This window comes from Bradyrhizobium sp. ORS 278, assembly GCF_000026145.1.
Classification (GTDB): Bacteria; Pseudomonadota; Alphaproteobacteria; order Rhizobiales; family Xanthobacteraceae; genus Bradyrhizobium.
Map to the genome: position 1 here is coordinate 6,513,425 of NC_009445.1, position 21,009 is coordinate 6,534,433.

The 21,009-nt window shown below is 65.0% G+C and carries 23 protein-coding genes; 6 read left to right on the forward strand and 17 right to left on the reverse strand.

The genetic code is table 11. The features are described from left to right. Positions 1 to 61: 61 nt before the first annotated feature. The 6 genes from BRADO_RS29120 to BRADO_RS29145 all read right to left on the reverse strand — a co-directional run bounded on the left by BRADO_RS29120 (position 62) and on the right by BRADO_RS29145 (position 4,270). Positions 62 to 931 (reverse strand): metal ABC transporter substrate-binding protein, encoded by an 870-nt coding sequence (locus tag BRADO_RS29120; RefSeq protein ID WP_012029795.1) that lies wholly within the window; start codon positions 929 to 931, stop codon positions 62 to 64. Positions 932 to 939: 8 nt separating this feature from the next. Beyond that, positions 940 to 1,809, reverse strand: coding sequence for a metal ABC transporter permease (locus tag BRADO_RS29125; protein WP_041757105.1), 870 nt, complete (start codon positions 1,807 to 1,809; stop codon positions 940 to 942). Then, positions 1,809 to 2,567, reverse strand: a complete 759-nt coding sequence (locus BRADO_RS29130) for a metal ABC transporter ATP-binding protein (RefSeq protein WP_012029797.1) — start codon at positions 2,565 to 2,567, stop codon at positions 1,809 to 1,811. Before BRADO_RS29130 ends, BRADO_RS29125 begins: the two co-directional genes overlap by 1 nt. Then, positions 2,567 to 2,788: a hypothetical protein gene (locus BRADO_RS29135; protein ID WP_041757107.1), complete on the reverse strand. Its 222-nt coding sequence runs from the start codon at positions 2,786 to 2,788 to the stop codon at positions 2,567 to 2,569. The genes BRADO_RS29130 and BRADO_RS29135 overlap by 1 nt, the downstream gene beginning before the upstream one ends. A 289-nt stretch (positions 2,789 to 3,077) precedes the next feature. Continuing rightward, a complete protein-coding gene (gene crcB, locus BRADO_RS29140; protein WP_041757109.1) occupies positions 3,078 to 3,464 on the reverse strand; it encodes a fluoride efflux transporter CrcB in 387 nt (128 codons plus the stop codon). A gap of 206 nt (positions 3,465 to 3,670) precedes the next feature. Next, complete coding sequence (locus BRADO_RS29145; protein ID WP_008961504.1) at positions 3,671 to 4,270, reverse strand: superoxide dismutase; 600 nt, start codon at positions 4,268 to 4,270, stop codon at positions 3,671 to 3,673. Between the two features lie 105 nt (positions 4,271 to 4,375). On the opposite strand from BRADO_RS29145, the gene BRADO_RS29150 reads away from it, so the two are divergent. Together BRADO_RS29150 and BRADO_RS29155 are read left to right on the forward strand one after the other, a co-directional pair. After that, the gene (locus BRADO_RS29150) at positions 4,376 to 4,909 is read left to right on the forward strand and encodes a GNAT family N-acetyltransferase (protein ID WP_012029799.1); all 534 of its coding nucleotides are present in this window, start codon (positions 4,376 to 4,378) and stop codon (positions 4,907 to 4,909) included. Between the two features lie 1,009 nt (positions 4,910 to 5,918). After that, positions 5,919 to 6,353, forward strand: coding sequence for a DUF2147 domain-containing protein (locus BRADO_RS29155; RefSeq protein ID WP_012029800.1), 435 nt, complete (start codon positions 5,919 to 5,921; stop codon positions 6,351 to 6,353). An 8-nt stretch (positions 6,354 to 6,361) separates the two neighbouring features. Here the strand turns inward: BRADO_RS29155 and BRADO_RS29160 are convergent, their stop codons facing one another. Further along, positions 6,362 to 7,510, reverse strand: a complete 1,149-nt coding sequence (locus BRADO_RS29160; protein WP_012029801.1) for a DUF3095 domain-containing protein — start codon at positions 7,508 to 7,510, stop codon at positions 6,362 to 6,364. A 148-nt stretch (positions 7,511 to 7,658) separates the two neighbouring features. On the opposite strand from BRADO_RS29160, the gene BRADO_RS29165 reads away from it, so the two are divergent. Both BRADO_RS29165 and BRADO_RS29170 read left to right on the forward strand, forming a co-directional pair. Then, positions 7,659 to 8,462 carry an RMD1 family protein gene (locus tag BRADO_RS29165; RefSeq protein ID WP_012029802.1) on the forward strand — a complete coding sequence of 268 codons (804 nt, stop codon included), beginning with the start codon at positions 7,659 to 7,661 and terminating at the stop codon, positions 8,460 to 8,462. A 145-nt stretch (positions 8,463 to 8,607) separates the two neighbouring features. Next, complete coding sequence (locus BRADO_RS29170; protein ID WP_244422915.1) at positions 8,608 to 9,408, forward strand: hypothetical protein; 801 nt, start codon at positions 8,608 to 8,610, stop codon at positions 9,406 to 9,408. 16 nt (positions 9,409 to 9,424) lie between these two features. Here the strand turns inward: BRADO_RS29170 and BRADO_RS29175 are convergent, their stop codons facing one another. After that, a complete protein-coding gene (locus tag BRADO_RS29175; RefSeq protein WP_012029804.1) occupies positions 9,425 to 10,141 on the reverse strand; it encodes an MgtC/SapB family protein in 717 nt (238 codons plus the stop codon). Between the two features lie 155 nt (positions 10,142 to 10,296). On the opposite strand from BRADO_RS29175, the gene BRADO_RS29180 reads away from it, so the two are divergent. Then, positions 10,297 to 10,704: a hypothetical protein gene (locus tag BRADO_RS29180; RefSeq protein ID WP_012029805.1), complete on the forward strand. Its 408-nt coding sequence runs from the start codon at positions 10,297 to 10,299 to the stop codon at positions 10,702 to 10,704. Positions 10,705 to 10,785: 81 nt separating this feature from the next. On the opposite strand, the gene BRADO_RS29185 is transcribed toward BRADO_RS29180, so the two are convergent. From BRADO_RS29185 to BRADO_RS29200, 4 genes are all read right to left on the reverse strand, one after another. Continuing rightward, complete coding sequence (locus BRADO_RS29185; RefSeq protein WP_244422916.1) at positions 10,786 to 11,349, reverse strand: cytochrome c; 564 nt, start codon at positions 11,347 to 11,349, stop codon at positions 10,786 to 10,788. An 89-nt stretch (positions 11,350 to 11,438) separates the two neighbouring features. Next, positions 11,439 to 12,077 carry a c-type cytochrome gene (locus tag BRADO_RS29190; RefSeq protein ID WP_012029807.1) on the reverse strand — a complete coding sequence of 213 codons (639 nt, stop codon included), beginning with the start codon at positions 12,075 to 12,077 and terminating at the stop codon, positions 11,439 to 11,441. Positions 12,078 to 12,128: 51 nt separating this feature from the next. Next, the gene (locus tag BRADO_RS29195) at positions 12,129 to 12,932 is read right to left on the reverse strand and encodes an outer membrane protein (protein ID WP_012029808.1); all 804 of its coding nucleotides are present in this window, start codon (positions 12,930 to 12,932) and stop codon (positions 12,129 to 12,131) included. Between the two features lie 30 nt (positions 12,933 to 12,962). Next, a complete protein-coding gene (locus BRADO_RS29200; protein ID WP_244422917.1) occupies positions 12,963 to 14,693 on the reverse strand; it encodes a cytochrome C in 1,731 nt (576 codons plus the stop codon). Positions 14,694 to 14,749: 56 nt separating this feature from the next. Here BRADO_RS29200 and BRADO_RS29205 point away from each other — a divergent pair, with 56 nt between their 5' ends. After that, entirely contained in the window at positions 14,750 to 15,391 is a 642-nt protein-coding gene (locus BRADO_RS29205; RefSeq protein WP_012029810.1) for a c-type cytochrome, read from the forward strand. A gap of 50 nt (positions 15,392 to 15,441) precedes the next feature. Here the strand turns inward: BRADO_RS29205 and BRADO_RS29210 are convergent, their stop codons facing one another. From BRADO_RS29210 to BRADO_RS29230, 5 genes are all read right to left on the reverse strand, one after another. After that, complete coding sequence (locus BRADO_RS29210; RefSeq protein WP_012029811.1) at positions 15,442 to 16,101, reverse strand: Crp/Fnr family transcriptional regulator; 660 nt, start codon at positions 16,099 to 16,101, stop codon at positions 15,442 to 15,444. A 114-nt stretch (positions 16,102 to 16,215) separates the two neighbouring features. Next, positions 16,216 to 18,510, reverse strand: coding sequence for a heavy metal translocating P-type ATPase (locus BRADO_RS29215; protein WP_012029812.1), 2,295 nt, complete (start codon positions 18,508 to 18,510; stop codon positions 16,216 to 16,218). Positions 18,511 to 18,601: 91 nt separating this feature from the next. Next, on the reverse strand, positions 18,602 to 19,333 hold the full coding sequence (locus tag BRADO_RS29220; RefSeq protein WP_012029813.1) for an SDR family NAD(P)-dependent oxidoreductase: 732 nt from the start codon (positions 19,331 to 19,333) through the stop codon (positions 18,602 to 18,604). Beyond that, entirely contained in the window at positions 19,326 to 20,714 is a 1,389-nt protein-coding gene (locus BRADO_RS29225; RefSeq protein ID WP_012029814.1) for a class I adenylate-forming enzyme family protein, read from the reverse strand. The genes BRADO_RS29220 and BRADO_RS29225 overlap by 8 nt, the downstream gene beginning before the upstream one ends. Beyond that, positions 20,701 to 20,946, reverse strand: coding sequence for an acyl carrier protein (locus tag BRADO_RS29230; protein ID WP_006611415.1), 246 nt, complete (start codon positions 20,944 to 20,946; stop codon positions 20,701 to 20,703). The genes BRADO_RS29225 and BRADO_RS29230 overlap by 14 nt, the downstream gene beginning before the upstream one ends. Positions 20,947 to 21,009 lie beyond the last annotated feature (63 nt).

Consider the following 21,009-nt stretch of genomic DNA (forward strand, 5'->3'; position numbering starts at 1 on the left):
GAAAACTTAAGGTCGCGTCGAAAATGGCTCAAAAGCGCTGCGGCCCGCGAGGGCCAAAACCCTAACGGACCAGCGCGCTCTTCAGGGCCCTTATATTGTGCCTGACCAGGGCAATGTAAGTGGGAACGGGGCCCTTTTCGTCGCTCAGGGCATCCGAATACAGCGTGCCCCCGACCTTGGCGCCGGTCTCGGCCGCGATCCGGCCGATCAGCCGGTCATCGTTGAAATTCTCCAGGAAGACGGCCGGAATCCCGGCTTTTTTCACCTGGCGGATGATCTCGGCGACGTCGCGGGCCGACGGTTCGGTCTCGGTCGAGACGCCGAGCGGGGCGACGAAGGCGATGCCATAGGCATCGGCGAAATAGCCGAAGGCGTCGTGGGTGGAGATCACCTTGCGCCGGTCGGCCGGGATCTTGTCGATCTCGGTGCGGACCTCGCGGTCGAGCGCATCGAGCTCGCCGAGATAGCGCTCGGCATTGGCGTTGAACGTCTCGGCATCGGCCGGGTCGGCTGCGACCAGGGCGTCGCGGATGTTCTTCACATAGACCTTGGCATTGCTGACTGACTGCCAGGCATGCGGATCGGCATCGGAGCCGCGCTTGCGCGGCGTGATGCCGGCCGTGGCGACAATGATCGGCGCCTTGCTGCCGGACGCCTGCTGCAGGCGCGGCAGCCAGCCTTCCAGCCCGAGGCCGTTGACGATGAGGAGCTTCGCAGCCCCGACCTCCTTCGCGTCATGCGGCGTCGGCGTGTAGACGTGCACGTCGCTGTCCGGCCCGACCAGCGAGGTGACGGCGACCTTGTCGCCGCCAACCTGGCGGACGAAATCGGCTGGGATCGAGAAGCTGGTGATGACGCTCAGCTTGGTTTCGGCAGAGGCGGGGATCGTGAGAGCAAGCAGCAAGCCGAGGACGGGCAGCAGACGTGTCATGATGAGGCTCAAGCTTCGAGATGGCGTCCTGGAAACAATTGCGGAAGCACGCCGCCCACCCGTCCGAACAGAACCGAGCCGAGATAGATCAGGGATGCAACCAGGATGATCGCGGGGCCCGAGGGAATGCGGGTCTGGAACGACAGCACCAGCCCGATGTAGCCGGACACGATCGCGGCTCCGACCGCGATGCAGATCATCGGCGTGACGTCGCGCGACCAGAATCGCGCGATGCCCGCAGGCAGGATCATCAGGCCGACCGCGAGCAAGGTTCCGAGCGCCTGAAAACCGTTGACGAGATTGACGACGATCAGGCCGAGGAAGATCAGATGCGCCGGTGCGCCGGCGCGGCTCACAGTCCGCAGAAACAAGGGATCGACGCTCTCGACGACCAGCGGGCGGTAAATCACCGCCAGCACGATCAGCGTGATCGTCGCGTTGGTCGCGACCATCAGCAGCGTCGGATCATCCATCGCCAGGATGTTGCCGAACAGCACGTGCAAGAGGTCAATGTTGGTGCCCTTGACCGAGACGATGGTGACGCCGAGCGCCAGCGAGGCCAGATAGAAGGTCGCAAGCGATGCGTCCTCCTTGAGCCCGGTCGAGCGCGACACCAGGCCGGACAGCAGCGCCACGGCGAAGCCGGCCACGAGGCCGCCGGTGGTCATCGCGAACAGATTGAGGCCGGAGAGCAGAAAGCCGATCGCCGCCCCCGGCAGGATCGCATGCGCCATGGCGTCGCCGACCAGGCTCATGCGCCGAAGCATCAGGAACACGCCGATCGGGCCCGAGCCGAGCGCCAGCGCGATCACGGCCGCGAGCGCGCGGCGCATGAACTCGAAATCCGAGAATGGAGCGAACAGCACCTCGCGCAGCATCACGCCGCCCGCGTGGCTGGCGCGGGCACGCAGGGCGCGGCGGCATCGTCGAAGGCCTCGCACATCCGCCGCGCCGCCAGGAGATTGTCCGTGGTCAGCACGTCGGCCGTCGGGCCCCACGCCACCGCCTCGCGCGCCAACAGCAGGGTTTGCGGAAAATGCGCGCGCACCATATCCATGTCGTGCAGCGCCGCCAGCACAGTACGCCGCTCACCGTGCCAGTGCTCGATCAGTTGCAGCAGGTCGGCCGAGGTCTTGGAGTCCATGGCATTGAACGGCTCGTCGAGCACGATCACCCGGGCATCGTGCAGCAGCACGCGCGCGAACAGCATGCGCTGCATCTGCCCGCCGGAGAGCGTGCCGATGCCGCGGCCCTCGAAACCGGTGAGGCCGACGGCGGCAATGGCGTGGGCGATCTTGTCGCGCGCGGCAGCGCCGATGCCCCCGAAGATGCCGGTGCTGCGCCACAGCCCGGTGCTGACGAAGTCGAATACCGAAATCGGGAAAGTGCGATCGATGTCGGCGATCTGAGGCAGATAGGCAATCTCGCGCGGCATCACGCCGATGGCGGAGATGCTGCCGGCGAGCGGCTTGAGCAGGCCGACGATGCCGCGAAACAGCGTCGACTTGCCGGCGCCGTTGGGCCCGATCACCGCCAGCAGCGCGCCCTCGGAGACCTCGCCGGAGAGGTGGTGCACGGCCGGATGGCGGTCATAGCCCAGGGTGACGTCGCGAAACTGCAGCTGCGCCATCGCCATCACCGCATCGCCAGGATAACGATCACCCACAGCACCGCGCTGGCCGCGATCGCGGCCCCCAGCCGGGTCGTCACGGGCATCCGCAGGATCGACCAGGACGCCGGCTGCGCCGGATGCGGCGCGCCTGGACCATGGGCATGAACGTGATTGTGGCCGTGGCCATGCCCGTGCGCGCCATGCGCATGGCTGTGATCGTGGCTTTGGAGCGCGGACTTGGTCATTTCGTGGTGATGTTACATTATAACATCACCTCTGTCCACCGCAGGTAAGCGGCGACTTGCCTCCGCGATTGAGAGGGCCAGCTGGGTTCCGGCGGCACTTTCGTGCTTGGCCCCTGGATCGCTTCGCTGCGCTCGCGATGACGGAGCAAGGTTCGGGAGCCGTGCCGCAATCACGAATGAGGCGGGCACCGAGCGGTGCCACAACCTCCGTCATCGCGAGCGCAGCGAAGCGATCCAGGGGCCAAGCAAACGGTGCCGCTTCTGCCCTTTGCTCCCGACGGTCGCCGCCTCAGCTCAAAATCCGCACCAGTGCCAGACCTGCGAACAGGCCCGCAATCGAGATTCCCACCGAGCCCAGCACATAGGCCGCCGCCAGCCCTAGCGCGCCGCGCTCATACAGCAGGGCCGTGTCCAGCGAGAACGCCGAGAAGGTCGTGTAGCCGCCAAGGATGCCGGTCATCAGGAACAGCCGCCAGTGCTGGGTGGCGCCGCCCTTGAAGGTGAGATAGCCGGCGATCAGGCCCATTACGGTCGAGCCGGTGATGTTGATGATGAAGGTGCCCCACGGAAAGTCGGTGCCGAGCACCCGCGCGCTCGCCATGTTGACTGCATGCCGGATCGAGGCGCCGCAACCGCCGCCGAAGAAGACGAGGAGATAACCGAACAGCTGATTCACGAAAGCCCCATCTCGCACGGCATCGACAGAACGAATACCCTGCCTTCATCTCAAATGATGCAAGAGTTTTGCCGCAGCGACCGCACCCTTGCAAGATCGCGCCCGCCATATCGGCGTCAGAGAACAGGCGCGGCAGAGAAAAGGGGCGACAAAGAAAAAGGGCGGCGAGCCCGAGCCCGCCGCCCTTCCCTGACGATCACACCGGATCAGACAGCCTTGCTGTACAGCTCTTCGACGTATTCCCAGTTGATGAGGTTTTCGACGAAGGCCTTCAGGTAGTCGGGACGGCGGTTGCGGTAGTCGATGTAATAGGAGTGCTCCCAGACGTCGACGCCGAGGATCGGGGTCGCGCCATGCACCAGCGGGCTCTCGCCATTGGCGGTCTTGGAGATCTCCAGCTTGCCGTTCTTGACCGAGAGCCAGGCCCAGCCCGAGCCGAACTGGCCGACGCCGGCGGCGATGAAGTCCGTCTTGAACTTCTCGTAGCCGCCGAGGTCCTCGTTGATCTTCTTCTCCAACGCGCCCGGCAGCTTGGTGCCGCCGCCATTCGGCTTCATCCACGACCAGAAGTGGATGTGATTGTAGTGCTGGCCGGCATTGTTGAAGATCGGTGCGTTCTTGCCGAACGAGCCCTTGACGATCTCCTCGAGGGACTTGCCTTCGAATTCGGTCCCCTTGATCAGATTGTTGCCGTTGGTCACATAGGCCTGGTGATGCTTGTCGTGATGATACTCCAGCGTCTCCTTGGACATGTAGGCGCCGAGGGCGTCATAGGCGTAAGGCAGGGGGGGAAGCGTAAAGGTCATGGGGTCGGTTCCGCAACTTGTGGGAAGACGGGATTTAACGGGACCTCCTTATAGAAGGTTCCGAACTCCTAAACACTGTGATTCTGGAAAAAGCGAGCCGTTTTGATGAGCATCGAAATCGAGGTCCTGAATGGCGACGCGTCCTGGCCGCAGGCCAAGCCGCTCTATGATGCGATCTGGCCGCCCGAGGTGGTCGCCACACTACCCTGGGCCGGTATCGCATTTGCGCATGCCGACCTGCGCGTTTTCGTACAGGACGAGAGCGGCGACGCGCTATGCCATGTCAGCATCTATCGCCGTCTCGTCAAGTGGAACGGGCAGAACGTCAACATCGCCGGCATCGGCGGCGTTTTGACGCGCGCCGACAGGCGCAATCGCGGCCTGGCCACGCTCGGACTGAACGCCGCGATTCAGACGCTGCGGCACGAGGACTCCGTCAACTACGCCCTGCTGTTCTGCGCAGCCGATCGCGTCGCCTTCTACGGCGCGCGCGGCTTTATTCCGTTCGACGGCGAGGTCTATGCCGAGCAGCCCGACAAGGGCCGCATCCGCTTCGACACGCTGTCCGCCATGGTCCACGACGTCAAACGCACCGCGCCGACCCGCGGCACCATCGACCTGTGCGGTTTGCCGTGGTGAGGGCTCAGCTGTCGTCCCGGCCTCGAGCCGGGACCAATACCCCCAGGGAGATGTTCGAGGCACACTGGCCGTTGGCCTTTTGCCTCACACATTCGCCGCGGAGTATGGGTCCCAAGGCCGGGACGACAGCGAAGTGCATGGCCTGACTTCCGATAAAAATAATCACCTTGCTATTTTTCAAAATTCATGATTACCTCCGCGCATCCCGCCTCACTGCAGAAGGGGCGTTGCGCGCGATCGTCACGACACGCGAGGCGGGGATGCGGTGGCCGCGAGAGATCGCAGCGTCTTCTCTTCGAGGGCGCGGACGAACGATCTGGCGCGGACGTGAAGTCGCAGCGTCCTGACACCCCGAAGCTGGTGTCCCGCGCAAGGCGCAAGCCTCGTCGCGAATGGTGGCCAACAAGCCGGCGCACCAGGGAGACTGCGTATAAGCGTGAAACCCATCGCGCAGGGATTGCCGGCGTGTTCGGCTTTGCCTGTGGTATCTGCCGCCTGCATTTTCTTACGCAGGCGGGCCATGGGTGAGGCCCTCACCCGGCATTCCCTGCGCCCTCTGCATATGAGAGGGACAAACTGATCGCAGGCCTCGGGCATCATGTGCCGCGAGATGGCGACGACGTGTCCCTCGTTTCTCCGCTGGCTGTTTGAAACGTGCATCGCGCTTCACCACCGCTGTCGTCCCGGACAAGCCTGACGCGCGTAGCGCGGCATGGCGCAGATCCGGGATCCATACTCCGTGACAAGCATGATCCGCGAAAAAGCCAATCGCCACCGTGCATCCAATTGCTCCCTGGGGTATGGTCCCGGCTCAAGGCCGGGACGACAGCGGAGTGTGGCGGCAGTGGAAACCTTCTCCCCACGCATGCCATGAGGCAACGGCGCAAGGGATTGAGACGACAGCGACCAATGCACCTGATCGTGATGACGACACTTGGGACAACCGCACCTCGAAGGTTGCAACTCCGCAGTTTGCTGTTATGGAAGCGCGGCTTGAACGGGGGGTCAAATGATCTGGAAATTGCGTCTGGTCGGTCTGGCATTCGGGGCTCTCGTGATCGCGCAGCCAGCCATGGCGGCGGACGATCCGAGCGGCACCTGGCTCACCCAGGCCGGTGACGCCAAGATCAAGGTCGCCAAATGCGGCGCCAATCTGTGCGGCACGGTGGTGTGGCTGAAGGAACCCATGGACACCGACACCGGCAAGCCGGCGATCGACAACAAGAATCCCAATCGCGCGCTCGCCAACCGTCCGATCATCGGCCTGCAGCTGTTCGACGGCGTGCATCCCGACGGGCCGAACAAATGGTCCGGCAAGATCTACAACGCCGATGACGGTCAGAGCTACACCAGCCACATCTCGGTCTCCGGCCCCGATACGCTGAAGGTCGAAGGCTGCGTCGGCGCGCTGTGCGGCGGCGAGACCTGGACGCGCGCGCGCTGATCGCCTCGTCAGGCGACCGCCGCCTTCAGCGCGGTGGCCGCCGACGCGTAGCCGCCCTGCGCCCCATCGATGAAATGGACGTGGTCGGGGCGGATCGCCGAGGGCGTGAAGCAGGTCATCATGGCCGAAGCCTGCCGGTGCAGCCCGTGGCGGACGATGCCCTGTGACGCCGCCGCGCCGAGCCGCCGCTCCAGCTCCTGGGCAAGTTGCTCGGTGCAGTCGAGGATCATGCGCAGGGCATCGTCGTATTTCCGGAAGTCGGAATTTTCCACCACCTGCTGGCGGTAGAGATCCGGCACGAAGCCGCCGATGCTGATGCCGAAGCGCATGATGGCGTAGACGAACAGCGTGCGCCCGAGCACGCGGACCCAACGCACGATGCCCGGGCCGCGTGATGCGCGGACCTCGTAGCCCAGGCCTTGCGGCGGCCATTGCAGCGCCGGCCCGCCTGGCGGCACCGGCCGCCCGGCCTCGGGGCTGCGCTCGGTCAGCGTGATGATGTCCTCGATGACGCGGCGATAGGCCTGCGGGTCGGCGCCCACGGCCGGCAGCACCAGCACCGACAGGATGAGACCGCGCGCCGACGGCATCTCCTCGAACCGGCAGGACAGCCCGGACAGATCAGGCAGCGTGCCGGGCGGCGCCGGCGCAATGGCGAACTCGCCGCGCTTCATCGCCGCCTCGGCCCAGCCAAGTCCGCCGCCGGCGAACATCGCGTAGGACAGATTGGCCGAGGGGCCGTAGCGCGCCACCCGCACGTCATGGCCTGCGGCGCGGATCGCACCGACCGGCACGAGCGCCACGCGCATCGAAAGCTCGAGATCCTCGCTGACCCAGCGCGCCGTCGCGGCCAGGGCCTCGCGGGCCGCCGCAGCATCGTCCGGCCCGACCGCGAAGCTCGCGCCGTCGCCGCCGAACACGAACGGGAATTCGCGGCCTTCCAGCGCATTGGTGACGGCCGCGATGACCGCCGCCCCGGCCATGTTGACCGCCTTGTAGCGCCTGTCCGCGATCGCCTTGGTCGACTCGACGATGTCGGCCGTTCCGATCAACCAATCATCCGGCAACGGCTTGTACAGCCCAGGGTCCATCAGCCGCGAGAAGCCGCGAAACACGGGGATCGAGGCGTAGAAGTCTGCAGCGGTGATGTTCGACATCGCCAAGTCATCCATCCGGAGAGCGCCTTCAATGCGGAGCTACGGATATCCCTGTCAAGCGGGTTCGGCTTCGGGACAGCAGGGACATCGGCTGCCACGCCCGCGCCATGTTATCGTTTCGTCGGATTCGACATGCTAGCCTTGGCTCATGAGTGCCGACACCCCGCCTGTCCCCCAACTCGCCGCCCGCGCCCTGCAGATCGCAGACCGCATCAATACCGCCGGCTTCGAGGGCCAGGTTCTGTCGGCCACCCCGCTCGCCGTCCGCATCGGCGAGACCGGCATCGCGGTGGTTTTTCGCTACGGCGTCGTCGTCTTCATCGGCCTCACCGTCGCCGAGGAGCTCAACTTCCTCGACCAGCTGAGCTCGCGGCTGTTCGGCGCGATCACCCCGCACGAGGAAGAGACGGCCAGGGTCCAGGTCGCGGGCGAGTCCGACGAGCCGATTCCCGTGGGTGGGCCGATCCAGGTCAAGGAATTGTCGCTGGAGCGCCTGCTCATCGTTGCCGATGCGCTGGCCAAGAGCGTCGTGCTCGGCCGCAGCGAGCGCGAGATCGCCAACGTGTTCGACACGATCGAGCCGTTCGCGCGCGAGCTCGCCTCGCTCGGACGCACATCGCGCAGCCGGGTCGCGATGGTCAGGCTGCTCGGCGCCGCGCTGCTGGTGCAGCACCGCGTCTCCGGCCGCGTCGCCGTCAGCGAAAAGCCCGATGTGCTGTGGGACCGGCCCGATCTCGAGCGGCTCTACGCCCGGCTGGAGGACGAGTACGAGCTGAAGGAGCGCGAGGACACGCTCAATCGCAAACTCGTCGTGATCGCCGAGACGGCGACCGCAGTCGCCGACATCATCGACACCAAGCGCTCGCTGCGGCTCGAGATCATCGTCGTGATCCTGATCGCCTGCGAGATCGTGCTCGGCTTCTACGAGATCTTCGCCCGCGGCGGGCATTGAGCACACCGGCCTGCCACGGACGTGTCATGGATCTCTGGTTGTATTTCCTTGCCGGCATTCTATCATTCGCCGCAGTCCTGCCGGGGATCACGGAGGTACCATGACGAGCCGCGCTGCACGTTCGAGGCCAGCAATCGGAGCCGCCGTGGCAGCCACGCTCGCGACCGCGGCCGTGATGACAATCAGCGCGCCAGCGCGGGCCGCGTCCGAGCCGGTGACCGCCTGCACCGCGCTTGACATCTGCTATTGTGTCCATCCCGAGTTCAAGGATGCGATCGCCGCGAATGTCGCGCGCGTGCGGGCGCTGCTCGCCGATCAGCGCGCGCAGGGCAAGGCGATCGGCTATCTCAGCGTGCCGCTCTCCGCCGCCGGCGGCGGCTCCTTCGTCGTCAACACCGCCATCGCGGCCAAAATAACCGAGCGCGTCACGGAGCGGTTCGGCCCGCGCGCGGTATTCGTGCTGAACCCCGGCGCCGAGGGGGGCGACGGCCTGCAGGGCGCGAGCGGCGCCGACTACATGTACATGTGGACGCAAATTCTCGAAGGCGACAAGGGCCTCGGCGAGGCGTTCGACTTCGTTTACTTCTCCGGCCCGAACGACTTCGGCAGATACTTCGAGCTCACCGGGACGCATGATTTCGAGAAGCTCGAAGCCTGGTTCGACGACAAGATCGCGCCCGATCCGAAGTTCAAGGACGCCATCGCCAACGGCGGCCTGACCCGCAACGGCTTCCGCAACTACTACGGCCTGCGCGCCTCCGTCGCATTCAGCTATGGTTCACACGACGAATGGAACATTGCGCGCATGATCAATGATCGGCGCCGGGGTGCGACGGACTATGGCATCGCCAACCAGCTTGCGGTGTTCTTCAACGGCCAGCCGACGTCCCCCGGAGGCTATGAATCGCCGACCGCCGCCGGCGATGTCGGCCGCTGCATCAAGTAGCAGATCACGCGGTACATCACTCGAGCGCGCTGATGTTCCAGGTCGCGTGCCGCACGCCGGGCAGCTTCGCCAGTTCCGCGGTGACCCGGTCCAGATCGGCGGTCTCGGCCGCGAGCGGCACCAGGGTTGCGGTGATCTCCGCGATGTCATCGGATCGGTAGGCCACCTCGGTCTCGCGCACCGGGTATTTGGCGGCCTCCAGCCGTTCATCCAGCGCCTCGCGCAATTGCGCGGCATGCAGAACGTCGGTGGTGACCACGATCTCGTAGTTGGCCTCGGAGGTCGCCGCGTTGAGCGGGATGCGGTCGATCGCGTTGACCAGCGGCCGCAGCAGCGTGTTGCCGGCGAGCACGAACAGCGTCAGCGCCACCGATTGGGCGACGAGATCCGCGCCTGCACAGGCGCCGACGGCCGCGGAGGCCCACAAGGTCGCCGCGGTGTTGAGGCCCCGGACGTTCATGCCCTCCTTCATGATCGTGCCGGCGCCGAGAAAGCCGATGCCCGAGACGACGTAGGCGATGATGCGCACGGCACCGTCCGCGCCCGTGAGGCGATTACCGATATCGACGAAGGCGGCGGCGCCCACCGCCACCAGGACGTTGGTGCGCAGGCCGGCGCTGCGCTGCCGGAATTGCCGCTCGGCGCCGATCAAGGTGCCCAGCACGAAGGCCGCGAACAGGCTGACCAGGGTGTCGAGGAAATCAAAAAGCTGGAAGGTATGCAGGAATCGCATGAGCAGGAGCTGTCTCCGGTCCTATGCCGGACCGTCTGCCCGGCAGCAGACACACAAATGTCCTCCGACGGCCGGATTGCCGCGAGAACGCCGTCTTCTTAGGCCGTCCTTGATCGAAATCAAATCCCGATCCCTCCAGCATCTTCTAGGCTGACATGATCAACAGGCAGATGACGCCCAAAATGACGTCCTCGTCCGACCTTCGAAGGGATCACAGCCCCGCTGTCCGGCTGGGACAAGACGCGGTGAGCGCGGTGAAGCTGTCGCAGGAGCTCACTGCCGACATCGACGCGTGGGCCGAGACCCATCAGGTGACGCGATCCGACGCCATCAGCCAACTGCTTGCGATCGGACTGCACGCCTCACCGCCGGCGCAGGCGGCGCCCCCGAAGCTCCGCGATCCGTTGGCGATCGAGCAGACTGCCATTCAGCTGATCGATCAGATGCTCGATCCGAACCTTCCGGCCGAGGAACGCGAGCGGCGCATCCGCCGCCTGATCGAGGGGCCGGCCGAGTTTGTCGGCGAGCGTATCGATTTGCCGAAGCCTTCCAGGCAGAGCTGAACGGCATGACCCAAAGGTCCGGCGCATCGAGAACCGGGGTCGTTCCACGCGACGTCGACCGGCCCTGCCGGCGTATTGCCCCTATCTGACGAAGCTGAGATAGGACGCAAGGGCGTCGATCTCCGCGGGCCCCAGCGATCCGGCGACCAACGGCATCGGCGAGGCGGGGGTCGAATGATAGCCCCTGCCCCATTGGTCGAGCCGTCCCTTGAGGTAGGAAAAGCTGAGACCTCCGAGCCTCGGAATGTCGCGCACACCCTGCGCGTCGGGGCCATGGCAGGCATAGCAGGAGACGATATTCGCTTCCGGAACGCCTTCCTGATAGATCTTCCGCCCCCTGGCGATCAGCGCTGGGTCGCCGTCATTGGCCGGCTTTGGCGCGATCGACGCGAAATAGCGCGCCAGCTCTTGAGCCGTGCCCGGATCGAGCGACGCCACCGCGCCCCACATGTATTGTTTGGAGAACGGATTGTCCCGGGTATGGTCGTGGAAGCTCCTGATCTGGCTCTCGATGTATTGCGGCTGCTGTCCGGCCAGACGCGGTGCGACCGTGAAGCCCTGACCAGCCGTGCCGTGGCACCAGGTGCAGTTTCGGGCGCTTCGGGCCTCGTCTGCCTGGGCCGGTGCAGTGATAGCCAAGATCACAACGACTGCTATCTTCCGAATCGAGCGCTTCATGCTTGCAGACCCTCGCTCATGGTCCCGACCGGCCAAAGCCACCAAAACGCGGACGCTCATTGCAGGTTGGCAACATAGGCAGCGACGGCTTCGACCTGCGCCCTGGTCAGATTGTGCGCCGTCTGCGTCATGATGGCGGAGCTGTCGGCCGCGGCACCCTGCCCGCGCTCACTTCGCCATCCCGTGAGCTGCCCGACTGTGTAGGCATAGAGCTGACCCGCAAGGCGCGGAATGTCACGCTGGCCCTTGCCGTCATCACCGTGACAGGCGGAGCAGGCGGGAACGTTGCTGTCCGGAAGACCGGACTCATAGATCTGCCTGCCGGCGGCAACCGATCCGCGCGGCGCCCCGCCGAGGGGCTTTGGATCGAGCGCCTTGAAATGGCTGGCGAGCGCCGTCACCATCGCCGGGCTCAGCGCGTGGGCTACGTTGAACATGACCGGATTGCTGCGCCGATGCTCGATGAAAGCACGTAACTGGTTCTCGACATATTGCGACGGCTGTCCGGCGAGACGCGGAATTGGGAAAAAGCCGTGATAGCCCTGCCCGGACTGTCCATGACAGGTCTTGCAGTACAGCAGCTTCGCTTCAAAGCCGTTTCGGTCGATCGTGTCCGCGGCTCGGCTGGCACCGCCGCCGACCACGATCAGCAACGTGACGCATCCCACCAGCCGCCATGGATCGGTAAACCTCATCGCTCTCGCCTCTGCGTCGCCTGATCGTCACACCCGCCCGTTCGCCGCCGCCTAGAGACCAGCCCCTCCGACATGGAAATTGACTCCGACTTTGACCGTCTGAACCGACGTCTTGAAGCTCAATGGGCCGGCTGCGGCATTGCCGTTCAGAACATCGACCATGTTCACCGCGCGGGTGCCGAAATCGTAATAGTCGTACTCGAACCTCGCCGACCAATCCTGCGCGAAGGCCCATTCGACGCCCGCCCCGGCCGTCCATCCGGTACGGACGCTCAGCCCCTCGAAGTCGAATGCAATTGCAGGATTCGCGCCCGCGTTGGTGAAGCCACCGGTCACGCTGTATTTCGTGCTGGCCCAGGCAACGCCGCCCTTGGCGTAAAACAGCCAGTGATCGACTGCGTAACCGGCTCTCGCGGTCAGGTCGGTGATGAAATCGGTCTTGATCTTCGCTTGCGCGATGTCCGGAGGACTGTCGGGCAGCGCAAAGGTCCGGGATCCATTCAGGGCAGCACCAGAGGCAGAGAACTCCGCGCCAACGACGACGCTGGACGGGAACTGATAGTCACAGCCGATCTGGCCCCCGGCAATGCCGCCGCTCTGGCCCGTCTTGACCGTCGTCCCCACGGTCGTGAATCCCGGTCCGCCAAGATTTCCATTGTCCTGCACCAGCAGCACTGGATCGGTGATGGAATTGCTCGCCCAAGCACCTCCGAGATGCAGACCGAGATGGCAGCCCGACCAAGCGAACCGCTCGGCAAACGTCGGCGCCTTCACCGGAAGATCGGCGGCAAACACAGAACCGCCCGGGATCAAGACGGCCACGACTCCTCCGAGGCAGACCAGACGTTTGCTCATGACAGGCTCTCCATACGCTCTCGTTCCCGCCTAGAACGCGAACCATGCGTGCAGGAAAAGGGTGTTGTTGTCCTGGGCGCCGACCGTGGTGCCGTTGAACTTGTTGTAGTACGTGTACTGCAAACCGATTCGCGCGTTGGACCAGGGCCATAGCGGCGACTTGCTCGCGCCGAACGGAATGTAGGCGATCTCCGCAATCCAGCCGTTGCTGTTCGGCGTGAGCGCCAGGCCGTTCGCATCGACCCCGTATCTGTTCGGGTCGGCGGTCCCCCAGACGTTGAAGTACTGTCCAGTGAGCACGACGCGATTGTCGGCACCAAATGCCAGCGAGCTCTGCAGCTTCAGGCTGTTCAACACGTTGGTCGGGTTCGACGGCAGCGGATTGTTGACAGGATCGGCGTTGAATGCGGCGGTCGTGCTGGCCCACGTCGAGTCAAGCCGCTGATACTCTCGAATGAAGCTGCCGCGCAGGGTGAACCAGAAATTGTCGCCCTGGTACTGATATTGGCTGTCGAATCCGATATCGGTGAACCTATCGGCCAGCGTATCGACCGCGGTCGATCCGGCAGCGAAAGTCGGGTCCAGCCACGGGTGTATCTCGGAATACATTCCGAATGTCCCGACCATCAGCGAATGCCGTCCCCAATGCGGTTCGAGTGCAACGCGCCAGTAAGGCGCGACGCGTCCCACCAGTCCCGGCCCGTCGAAGGGATTCAGGCCGAGCGAGTTCTGCGCATTGAAGCCAAGCGTCTTGTAGGCCGTCAGTTCGAGATAGAGCAGATCATTGATCATCGCGTACGTGCCGATGCCGCCGACACGCTGGGCAAACGTTCCCTCCAGCACAGTACTGGCGCCCGGGGTGTTAGCGAGCGATGAACTGACATAGGGAAACGACCACGCCGGCGTCGTATTCCAGAGATCCTGGACCGATGGATTGTTGTTGGCGGTGATACCGAACACGAGATCAAGAGGCCCGACGCTCGCAGTCCTTGCGTAGCGAAAGTCGGCGTTGTCCCAGGACCAGGTGTGCTTGAACTGATCGGACGGCGTCCCGCTGAAGGCCGACGCCGGATCTGGCGCCGAACGCGTCACTTGCACGAAGGCTCCGACATGATCGGTGATCGCGCCGCCCCAGAAGCCGCTGAACTGCGACAGCACGAAATTGTCGTTCGCACTGTACGGATCAGTCGGCGGAGCGACGGACGGCACTTGCGTGTGCGTGAAGCCGGTAACGGCCATGAAGGAGATCGGCGGAACCCATCCCTTGGGCTGCTCTGCAGAGTCTTGACTCAAGGTCGACTGCGCGTAGCCGCGCAGCTTGTCCAACTCTGCGCGTGCGTCGCGCGCTCCCTTCGAGGAGAACGGCGTGGTCTGATACTCACCGCCGCCGGTGGTATAGCCCATCAGCTTGAAGCGTCGGCCGAATGGCGTGAGCGCCGGAAAATCGGTGTGACATGTCCCGCAGGGCTGGCCGGTCTGGCGTGCGAAGCTCGGCAGGGACAGGGCTGGTGAGTTGCCATCGACGACCATCAGCGCGATGGCAAGCGCAACGATTTTCGCGGCGATGAGCGACAGACGTCCCGAGTGACGTTGCAACTGCGAGATGCGAATCCACCGCATTTGCATCGAGCCCCCTTCCCGCCCCGAAGCGAGGCGAGCACTCACAATGAACTTGAGGGTTGAGATAGATGCGCAATGGAACGGCGACTGTTCAAAACAGAACAGCAAATCGGATTGCTTTGATGTGAGGTGTTCCTGCAACAAGAGATGCAAGCGGGTGTAAGACGCGCGCGAGATATCTTCGAGGGGATGGCGTTATGCTGGCGAATTGGTTGAAGCGAACGGCTCCGGCCGTTGTCCTCGTCATCGGCTGCGGATCAGGACAGGCTGCGGAGGGGGGGAGCGTCTCTAAGGCGGAGTTGGACGCCAAGGTCACCTACTGCAAGACCTGCCATGGCTTGCAGGCCGAAGGATTTCGAGGAAGCTATCCGATGCCGCGCCTTGCCGGACAGCAGCCAGAATATATCGAGAACCAGTTGCGGGCCTTCAACGAGCGGCGGCGAACCAATCCCATCATGTTCAACGTCGCGCACAGTTTGAGCCCGGACATTTTGAAGGCCTTGACCTCCTATTTTCTGAATTTGAACCCGAAGCCACTCGGCGGAGGTGACAAGACGAGAATTGCCGCGGGGCGACAGATCTTCACTGATGGCGTGCTCAGCGCGGAAGTTCCCGCTTGCGCGACCTGCCATGGCGCGGACGGCAAGGGATCTGGCGCCGTCCCGCGTCTGGCCGGCCAGTTGCCCGACTATATCCTGACAAAGCTGACCAACTGGAGCAAGGAGCGCGGCCTGGACAAGACCAAGCCCGACAGCTCGGAGATCATGGCGCCGATCGCCCACAATCTGACCGAGGTCCAGATCAAGCAGGTCGCTGCCTATGTCAGCACTCTCGAATAGCTGACGCCATGAGGCGCCGTCCCATCGATGATCCATTGCTACCGGCTGCTCTAGCCTGCGAGCACCGATAGCAGCAGCGCCGTATAGACCTGGAGGCGCCCGCGGCTGTCGTAGCTGATGAACCCCTTTTCGCGAAACCTGTTCATGAAGGTCGAAACCCGCGACCGGGTCGTGCCGACCATCTCCGCGAGAGACTCTTGACTGAGAGAAACAGTAATCGGTTGATCATCTTCTTGGGCGAACCCGGCGAGCAATAGTAACACGCGCGCCAGCCGCTGCTCGGCCGAGTGGAGTAGCTGATTGATCAGATCTCCTTCCAGCCGATCGTTGCGCGACAGCAGATATGCGAGGAAGAAGTCCAAGAAGCTCGGCTCGTCATGTAGCAGCGCCAGCATTCTTTGCCTGGTGATCAACGTGACTTGGCAGTCCTCTAACGCGACCACCGTTGAGGTTCGCAGGGTTGATCCCCGCAGGCAAGCCTCGCCAAAGAACTGGCCCGGCCTCAGGATCGCGACAATCGCTTCCTTGCCGACCGCAGATAGTGTCGTAGCCTTTGCCGTTCCCGCTCGTAGGAAGCCGATCGAGTCAGCAGAGTCACCCTGAACAAAGATCCGGCTCCCCTTCTGGTATCGCTCGAGTACGATACCGTTGCTCGGCTGTCCCAGGAGAGCGTTGGGATTGAATTCGTATCTCGCACTCTCGTCGCGCATGATACTATCGGAGGCGCAATCGCCGCTTGGTCCAGCAGCCCCCGTCCCACACCATCAGGCTTCATTCTTTAGAATGATTATGATACCGATCATTGTGGTCCGACTTGCGCCAAATCAAGCGGCCGAGCGCGCCGCCACGGCCTCGTAGATGTCGTCCTCCTGCGCGGTATGCATGCGCACCAGCGTCTCGATTGCCTCGATCACCCGCTGGGCATCGCGGATCAGATAGCGGTCGACCTTCTCGGACGGCAGGTCCTCGACCACCCGCCCAAGCAGGCGCGCCAGATGCAGGATCTCGCGATGCGCCCGGCTCATCGCGGACAGGCCGTGGCTGTCCTGCAGCAGCCGAGCCAGCCGCGGATAGACCGAGCCTTCGTCATCGCGCTCATGTGCGACGACCTGGTCTTGCACAACGGCATTGGCTTCGACGATCAGCGACACCGCTCGCTCCGGCGGGGCCTCATCGAGCGTATCGACGATCGCGCGCAGCCGATCCAGTCCGCGCAGCAGCGCCTGATGATCGTGCCGCAGGCCCTGACCGTCCTCCACCGTGATCCGGCCCGTCCGCGCCCGGCCGGCCGGCAGCAGCGCCCGCAGCGCGTTGAGGATCACGGCGACATCGATCGCCTCCTGCACCAGCGCAGCAGGCACCGGCTGCAGCAAGCCGAATGCCGCGGCGCCCATCGCGATGAATGACAGCGCCATGCCGGCGATGATGCTCTCCAGCGCGATCCTCCGCGCACGCTGCGCGATCACGATCGCCTCACCGACGCGATCGAGCCGGTCGGCGAGAATGACCACATCAGCCGCCTCCGACGAGGCGCTGGCGCCGCGGGCGCCGAGCGCGATGCCGACATCGGCCGAGGCGAGCGCCGGCGCATCGTTGATGCCGTCGCCAACCATGATGGTCGGGTGAAGCCGCTGCTCGCTCCTGACGGCATCGACCTTATCCGATGGCACGCGATCGGCCAGAACCGCATCGAGATCGAGCGCCGCGCCGATCGCCTGCGCTGCAGCGGCGCGGTCGCCGGTCACCATGACCATGCGGGCGATACCGGCCTCGCGCAGCCAGCGGATCGCGCGCGGCGTGTCGGCGCGCAATTCATCTGCCAGCAACAGCGCGCCGATCGGTTTGCCATCGACGGCGACGAGCACGATCAGCGCCGAGCGCCAGGACGCGCGGCGGATGGCGCGTCCGGCCCACGGCGGCGGGGCGTGATTGCCGAGGATCAGGTCAGGCGAACCGGCGCTGATGCGGCGGCCGTCGATGACGCCCTCGAGGCCCGAGCCCATCGCCTCCCTGACACGCTCCGGGACCTTGAGCTTGAGCCCTCGGGCCTGGCCGGCCTCGACAATGGCATGCGCCAGGACATGGTGGGAGGCCTGCTCCAGCGAGGCGCCGAGCAGCAGCACGCTGTCAGCATCCTCGCCGGGCGCCGCCTCCACAGAGAGCAACCGCGCACCGCCGACGGTCAACGTGCCGGTCTTGTCGAACAGCACGGTATGCGCCCGCGCGAGCGCTTCCAGCTTGCCGCCGCCCTTCACCAGGATGCCGCTGCGCGCGGCCTGCGCCACCCCGGCGATAAAGGCAACCGGCGCCGCCAGGATCAGCGGACACGGCGTCGCAGCGACCATCACCGCAAGGGCCCGGATCAAATCGCCGGAGGCAAACCAGGCCGCGGCTGCGATCGCCAGGCTCACCGGCAGGAAGATCAGCGCATAGCGATCGGCGAGTCGCACGAACGGCGCCTTCGCGGTCTGCGCCGCGGTCACCAGCTTGACGATGCCGGCATAGGTGCTCTCCCCCGCGGTCGCGGTAACCGACAGCTCGAACGTCTCACCGGTGTTCAGCGAGCCCGACAGGATCGCCATGCCCCGCGTCTTCGACACTGGGATCGGCTCGCCCGTCAGCGCCGATTCATCGATCACCGCCAGGACCGTCTCGACCACGCCGTCCACCGGTACGATCTCGCCGGCCCGGACCATCAGCCGGTCGCCAACGGCGACGTCGGCGACCTCGACATCCTCGATGCGATCATCCCGCCAGCGGTGCGCCAGGCGTGGCGCCCGGTCGACCAGTGCGCGCAGATCGTGCTCGGCACGCGCGACCGCGATGTCCTCGAGCACGTTCCCGCCGGAATACATCAGCGCCACCACGGCGCCCGCCAGCGGCTCGCCGAGCACGATGGCCGCGCTCATCGACACCAGCGCGATCGCGTCGACGCCGACACGGCCGGCCAGGACATCGCGGACGATCGAGACGATCAGGCCGGCGATGACCGGAACGGTGGAGGCGGTGAAGGCGATCCCGGCAAGCTCGGATCGGCCGACCGCATACGCAAGGCCGCCCGCGGCGAGGCCCGCGACGGCGATTGCGACGAGGGTCCATCGCAGGATGCGTTCGAACATGGCGATCAGATCCGGATTGCGCCGGCACTATCGCCGCGACCGCGCCTCGGACGCTTGAGCGAAATCAACGCTGATGCGGCGGATCATCGCGTCAGGCGGTATTGCCCGCATCGACGGTCAGCACCGCGCCGGTGACGTTGCGCCCGCCCTCGCCGAGCAGGAACTCGACCATCGCGGCGACGTCCGAGGTCTCGGGCAACCTACGCAGCGCGCTGCGGCCGGCGATGCGCTGCTGCTGCGACTCGTCCATGCTTTGCGTCAACTCGGTGGCGATGAAGCCCGGCGCGATCGCGTTCACGGTGATGCCGACCTTGCCGACCTCGCGCGCCAGCGATCGGGTGAAGCCGTTGGCCGCCGCCTTGGTGGCGCCGTAGACGGACAGGCCGTTATAGCCGGTGCTCGCGATGATCGAGGAGATGTTGACGATACGCCCCTCGCCCGCGGCCATCATGTGCCGCACGACGTATTTGGTCAGGATCATCGGCGCCAGCACATTGAGGCGCACGAGGCCCTCGATCTCCGAATTGTGCATGGTCGCGAGCAGGCCCTCGGTCCCGATGCCGGCATTGTTGACGAGGCCATAGAGCGGGCCGAACTCGTCGCGTACCGACTTCACGAAGGCCGGGATCGCATCGACCGCGCTGAGGTCGCAGGCGCGGAAATGGATGCCGGCGCTGCTCGCGCTGAATTCGGCGACGGCCGCGCGCAGTTCCTCGCTCTCGCGTCGGGCGACCGCGATCACATCAAAGCCCGCGCCGGCGAGCCTGCGGGCGATCGCAAGTCCGATGCCGCGGCTTCCACCGGTGACCAGGACGTTACGCATCGGTGCGCGCCAGCTTGCCGGCCGGAGTGACGTCGAGCGCCGGCACGAAGCGGAGCATCGCCGGCACCTTGTGGGCCGCGAGACGCGCGCGGCACTCGGCGAGGATCTCGTTGCGAACAGCGTCGGCGCGCGCCGGATCGCCGTCCGCCGTCAGGACGACCTCGGCTACGACGATGCCGCCGGTGATCGGGCTGCGGCGCGATTTCGCGCGCGACATCCGGACGGCCGGATGGCCATTGATCACGGCCTCGATCTCCTCGGGATGCACCTTCAGGCCGCCGACATTGATGATGCCGTTGCGCCGTCCGACGAAGTAGTAGCGATCGCCACGCAGCTCAACCATGTCGCCGGTGTCGACATAGCCGTCGGCGTCGGTCAGCGCCGCCGCGGCGCGCCCGACATAGGCATGCGCCGCACGCTTGGAGCGGATGCGCAACGATCCGTCGACGATCTTCATGTCAACGGCACCGAGGCCCTCGCCGAGCAGCGTGGCGGGAAAGCCCTCCAGTCCGTCATTGACAGCAAAGCCGACTCCCGCTTCCGTCGAGGCATAGGCGTGTCCGATCGAGGAATTCGGGAACGCCTGCTTCAGACCGTCGAGCACGGCTTGGTCGGCGATCTCGCCCGACAGCCGCACATAACGCGGAGCGAATTGCTCGGCCGAGCCGCTCATCAGCAGCTTGCGCCAATGCGACGGCGTGCCAGAGATGTGCGAGACTCCGCTCGCATTCAGACGCGCGACGTGATCGGACAGCGCCTCGCCCGGATCGGACAGCACCATGGAGCCGCCGCCGACGATCGCGCGGAGAAAGATCTGCAGTCCGCCATAGCGGCGGATGTCGTAGAACGTCGCCCACACCGGAAGCGCATCGCCAGGGGCCGGTCGATCGCCGATGATGGCGCCGCATAGGCCATCCAGCGTGTGGCCGACGATCTTCGGAACGCCCGACGTTCCCGACGTCAGCATCAGCCATTCGGTCGCCCGCACCGTCTGCGCCATGCATGCGACGGGCTGCGGCAGCCCGACCAGGACCACGCGATCGATCCCGCAATCTGCGAAGCGTTCCGGCTCGTCGGTGACCACAGCATCAATTCCGGCGTCCGCGATGATGCTGGTCAGATGCTCGCTCTTCAGATCCGGCGGGCACAGCAGCATGCGCCGGGCCACGCCGTCGATCTCGACCAAGGCCAAGCCCGCCAGCAGCTGGCCGGAGGTTGCGACCAGCACCGAGCGGCCGTCGAGCTCGCCGATGCGGCCGCCGAGACAGCTTTTGCGCGACAGCTCGGCCAGCCCGACGACGTGACGCGGATCCGAAATGGTCCGCTCGGTCAGGTCAGTGCCGAGATGGTCGCGCAGCGCAAAGACCTCACGCGGGGACATTCTCATAAGCCCTGATGAAGTCGCCGATCGTGTTGGGGAACGTGACCTCTTCAGACAGGGTGAACGGATCGACGCCGAGATCGTCCTCGAGACGGGCGACCAGGATCGCGAAGGCGAGCGAGTCGAATCCGGTCTCGTGCAGGGTGAGCTCATCGGTGAGCGGCGGCAGCTTGACCTTCTGCTCCTCGGCAATCTGCTTGATCGCTGCAATGATTCTTAACCGTACCGACATGGCGAATTCCGTCATTGTTCAAACGATAAACTCGACCCTAGAGCGAGATGGTGAAGGAACCCG

Coding starts and splice junctions, on each gene's coding strand:
- BRADO_RS29120 (WP_012029795.1), bottom strand. CDS start 931: ATGACACGTCTGCTGCCCGTCCTCGGCTTGCTGCTTGCTCTCACGATC.
- BRADO_RS29125 (WP_041757105.1), bottom strand. CDS start 1,809: ATGCTGCGCGAGGTGCTGTTCGCTCCATTCTCGGATTTCGAGTTCATG.
- BRADO_RS29130 (WP_012029797.1), bottom strand. CDS start 2,567: ATGGCGATGGCGCAGCTGCAGTTTCGCGACGTCACCCTGGGCTATGAC.
- BRADO_RS29135 (WP_041757107.1), bottom strand. CDS start 2,788: ATGACCAAGTCCGCGCTCCAAAGCCACGATCACAGCCATGCGCATGGC.
- BRADO_RS29145 (WP_008961504.1), bottom strand. CDS start 4,270: ATGACCTTTACGCTTCCCCCCCTGCCTTACGCCTATGACGCCCTCGGC.
- BRADO_RS29150 (WP_012029799.1), top strand. CDS start 4,376: ATGAGCATCGAAATCGAGGTCCTGAATGGCGACGCGTCCTGGCCGCAG.
- BRADO_RS29155 (WP_012029800.1), top strand. CDS start 5,919: ATGATCTGGAAATTGCGTCTGGTCGGTCTGGCATTCGGGGCTCTCGTG.
- BRADO_RS29160 (WP_012029801.1), bottom strand. CDS start 7,510: ATGTCGAACATCACCGCTGCAGACTTCTACGCCTCGATCCCCGTGTTT.
- BRADO_RS29165 (WP_012029802.1), top strand. CDS start 7,659: ATGAGTGCCGACACCCCGCCTGTCCCCCAACTCGCCGCCCGCGCCCTG.
- BRADO_RS29175 (WP_012029804.1), bottom strand. CDS start 10,141: ATGCGATTCCTGCATACCTTCCAGCTTTTTGATTTCCTCGACACCCTG.
- BRADO_RS29180 (WP_012029805.1), top strand. CDS start 10,297: ATGATCAACAGGCAGATGACGCCCAAAATGACGTCCTCGTCCGACCTT.
- BRADO_RS29190 (WP_012029807.1), bottom strand. CDS start 12,077: ATGAGGTTTACCGATCCATGGCGGCTGGTGGGATGCGTCACGTTGCTG.
- BRADO_RS29195 (WP_012029808.1), bottom strand. CDS start 12,932: ATGAGCAAACGTCTGGTCTGCCTCGGAGGAGTCGTGGCCGTCTTGATC.
- BRADO_RS29205 (WP_012029810.1), top strand. CDS start 14,750: ATGCTGGCGAATTGGTTGAAGCGAACGGCTCCGGCCGTTGTCCTCGTC.
- BRADO_RS29210 (WP_012029811.1), bottom strand. CDS start 16,101: ATGCGCGACGAGAGTGCGAGATACGAATTCAATCCCAACGCTCTCCTG.
- BRADO_RS29215 (WP_012029812.1), bottom strand. CDS start 18,510: ATGTTCGAACGCATCCTGCGATGGACCCTCGTCGCAATCGCCGTCGCG.
- BRADO_RS29220 (WP_012029813.1), bottom strand. CDS start 19,333: ATGCGTAACGTCCTGGTCACCGGTGGAAGCCGCGGCATCGGACTTGCG.
- BRADO_RS29225 (WP_012029814.1), bottom strand. CDS start 20,714: ATGTCCCCGCGTGAGGTCTTTGCGCTGCGCGACCATCTCGGCACTGAC.
- BRADO_RS29230 (WP_006611415.1), bottom strand. CDS start 20,946: ATGTCGGTACGGTTAAGAATCATTGCAGCGATCAAGCAGATTGCCGAG.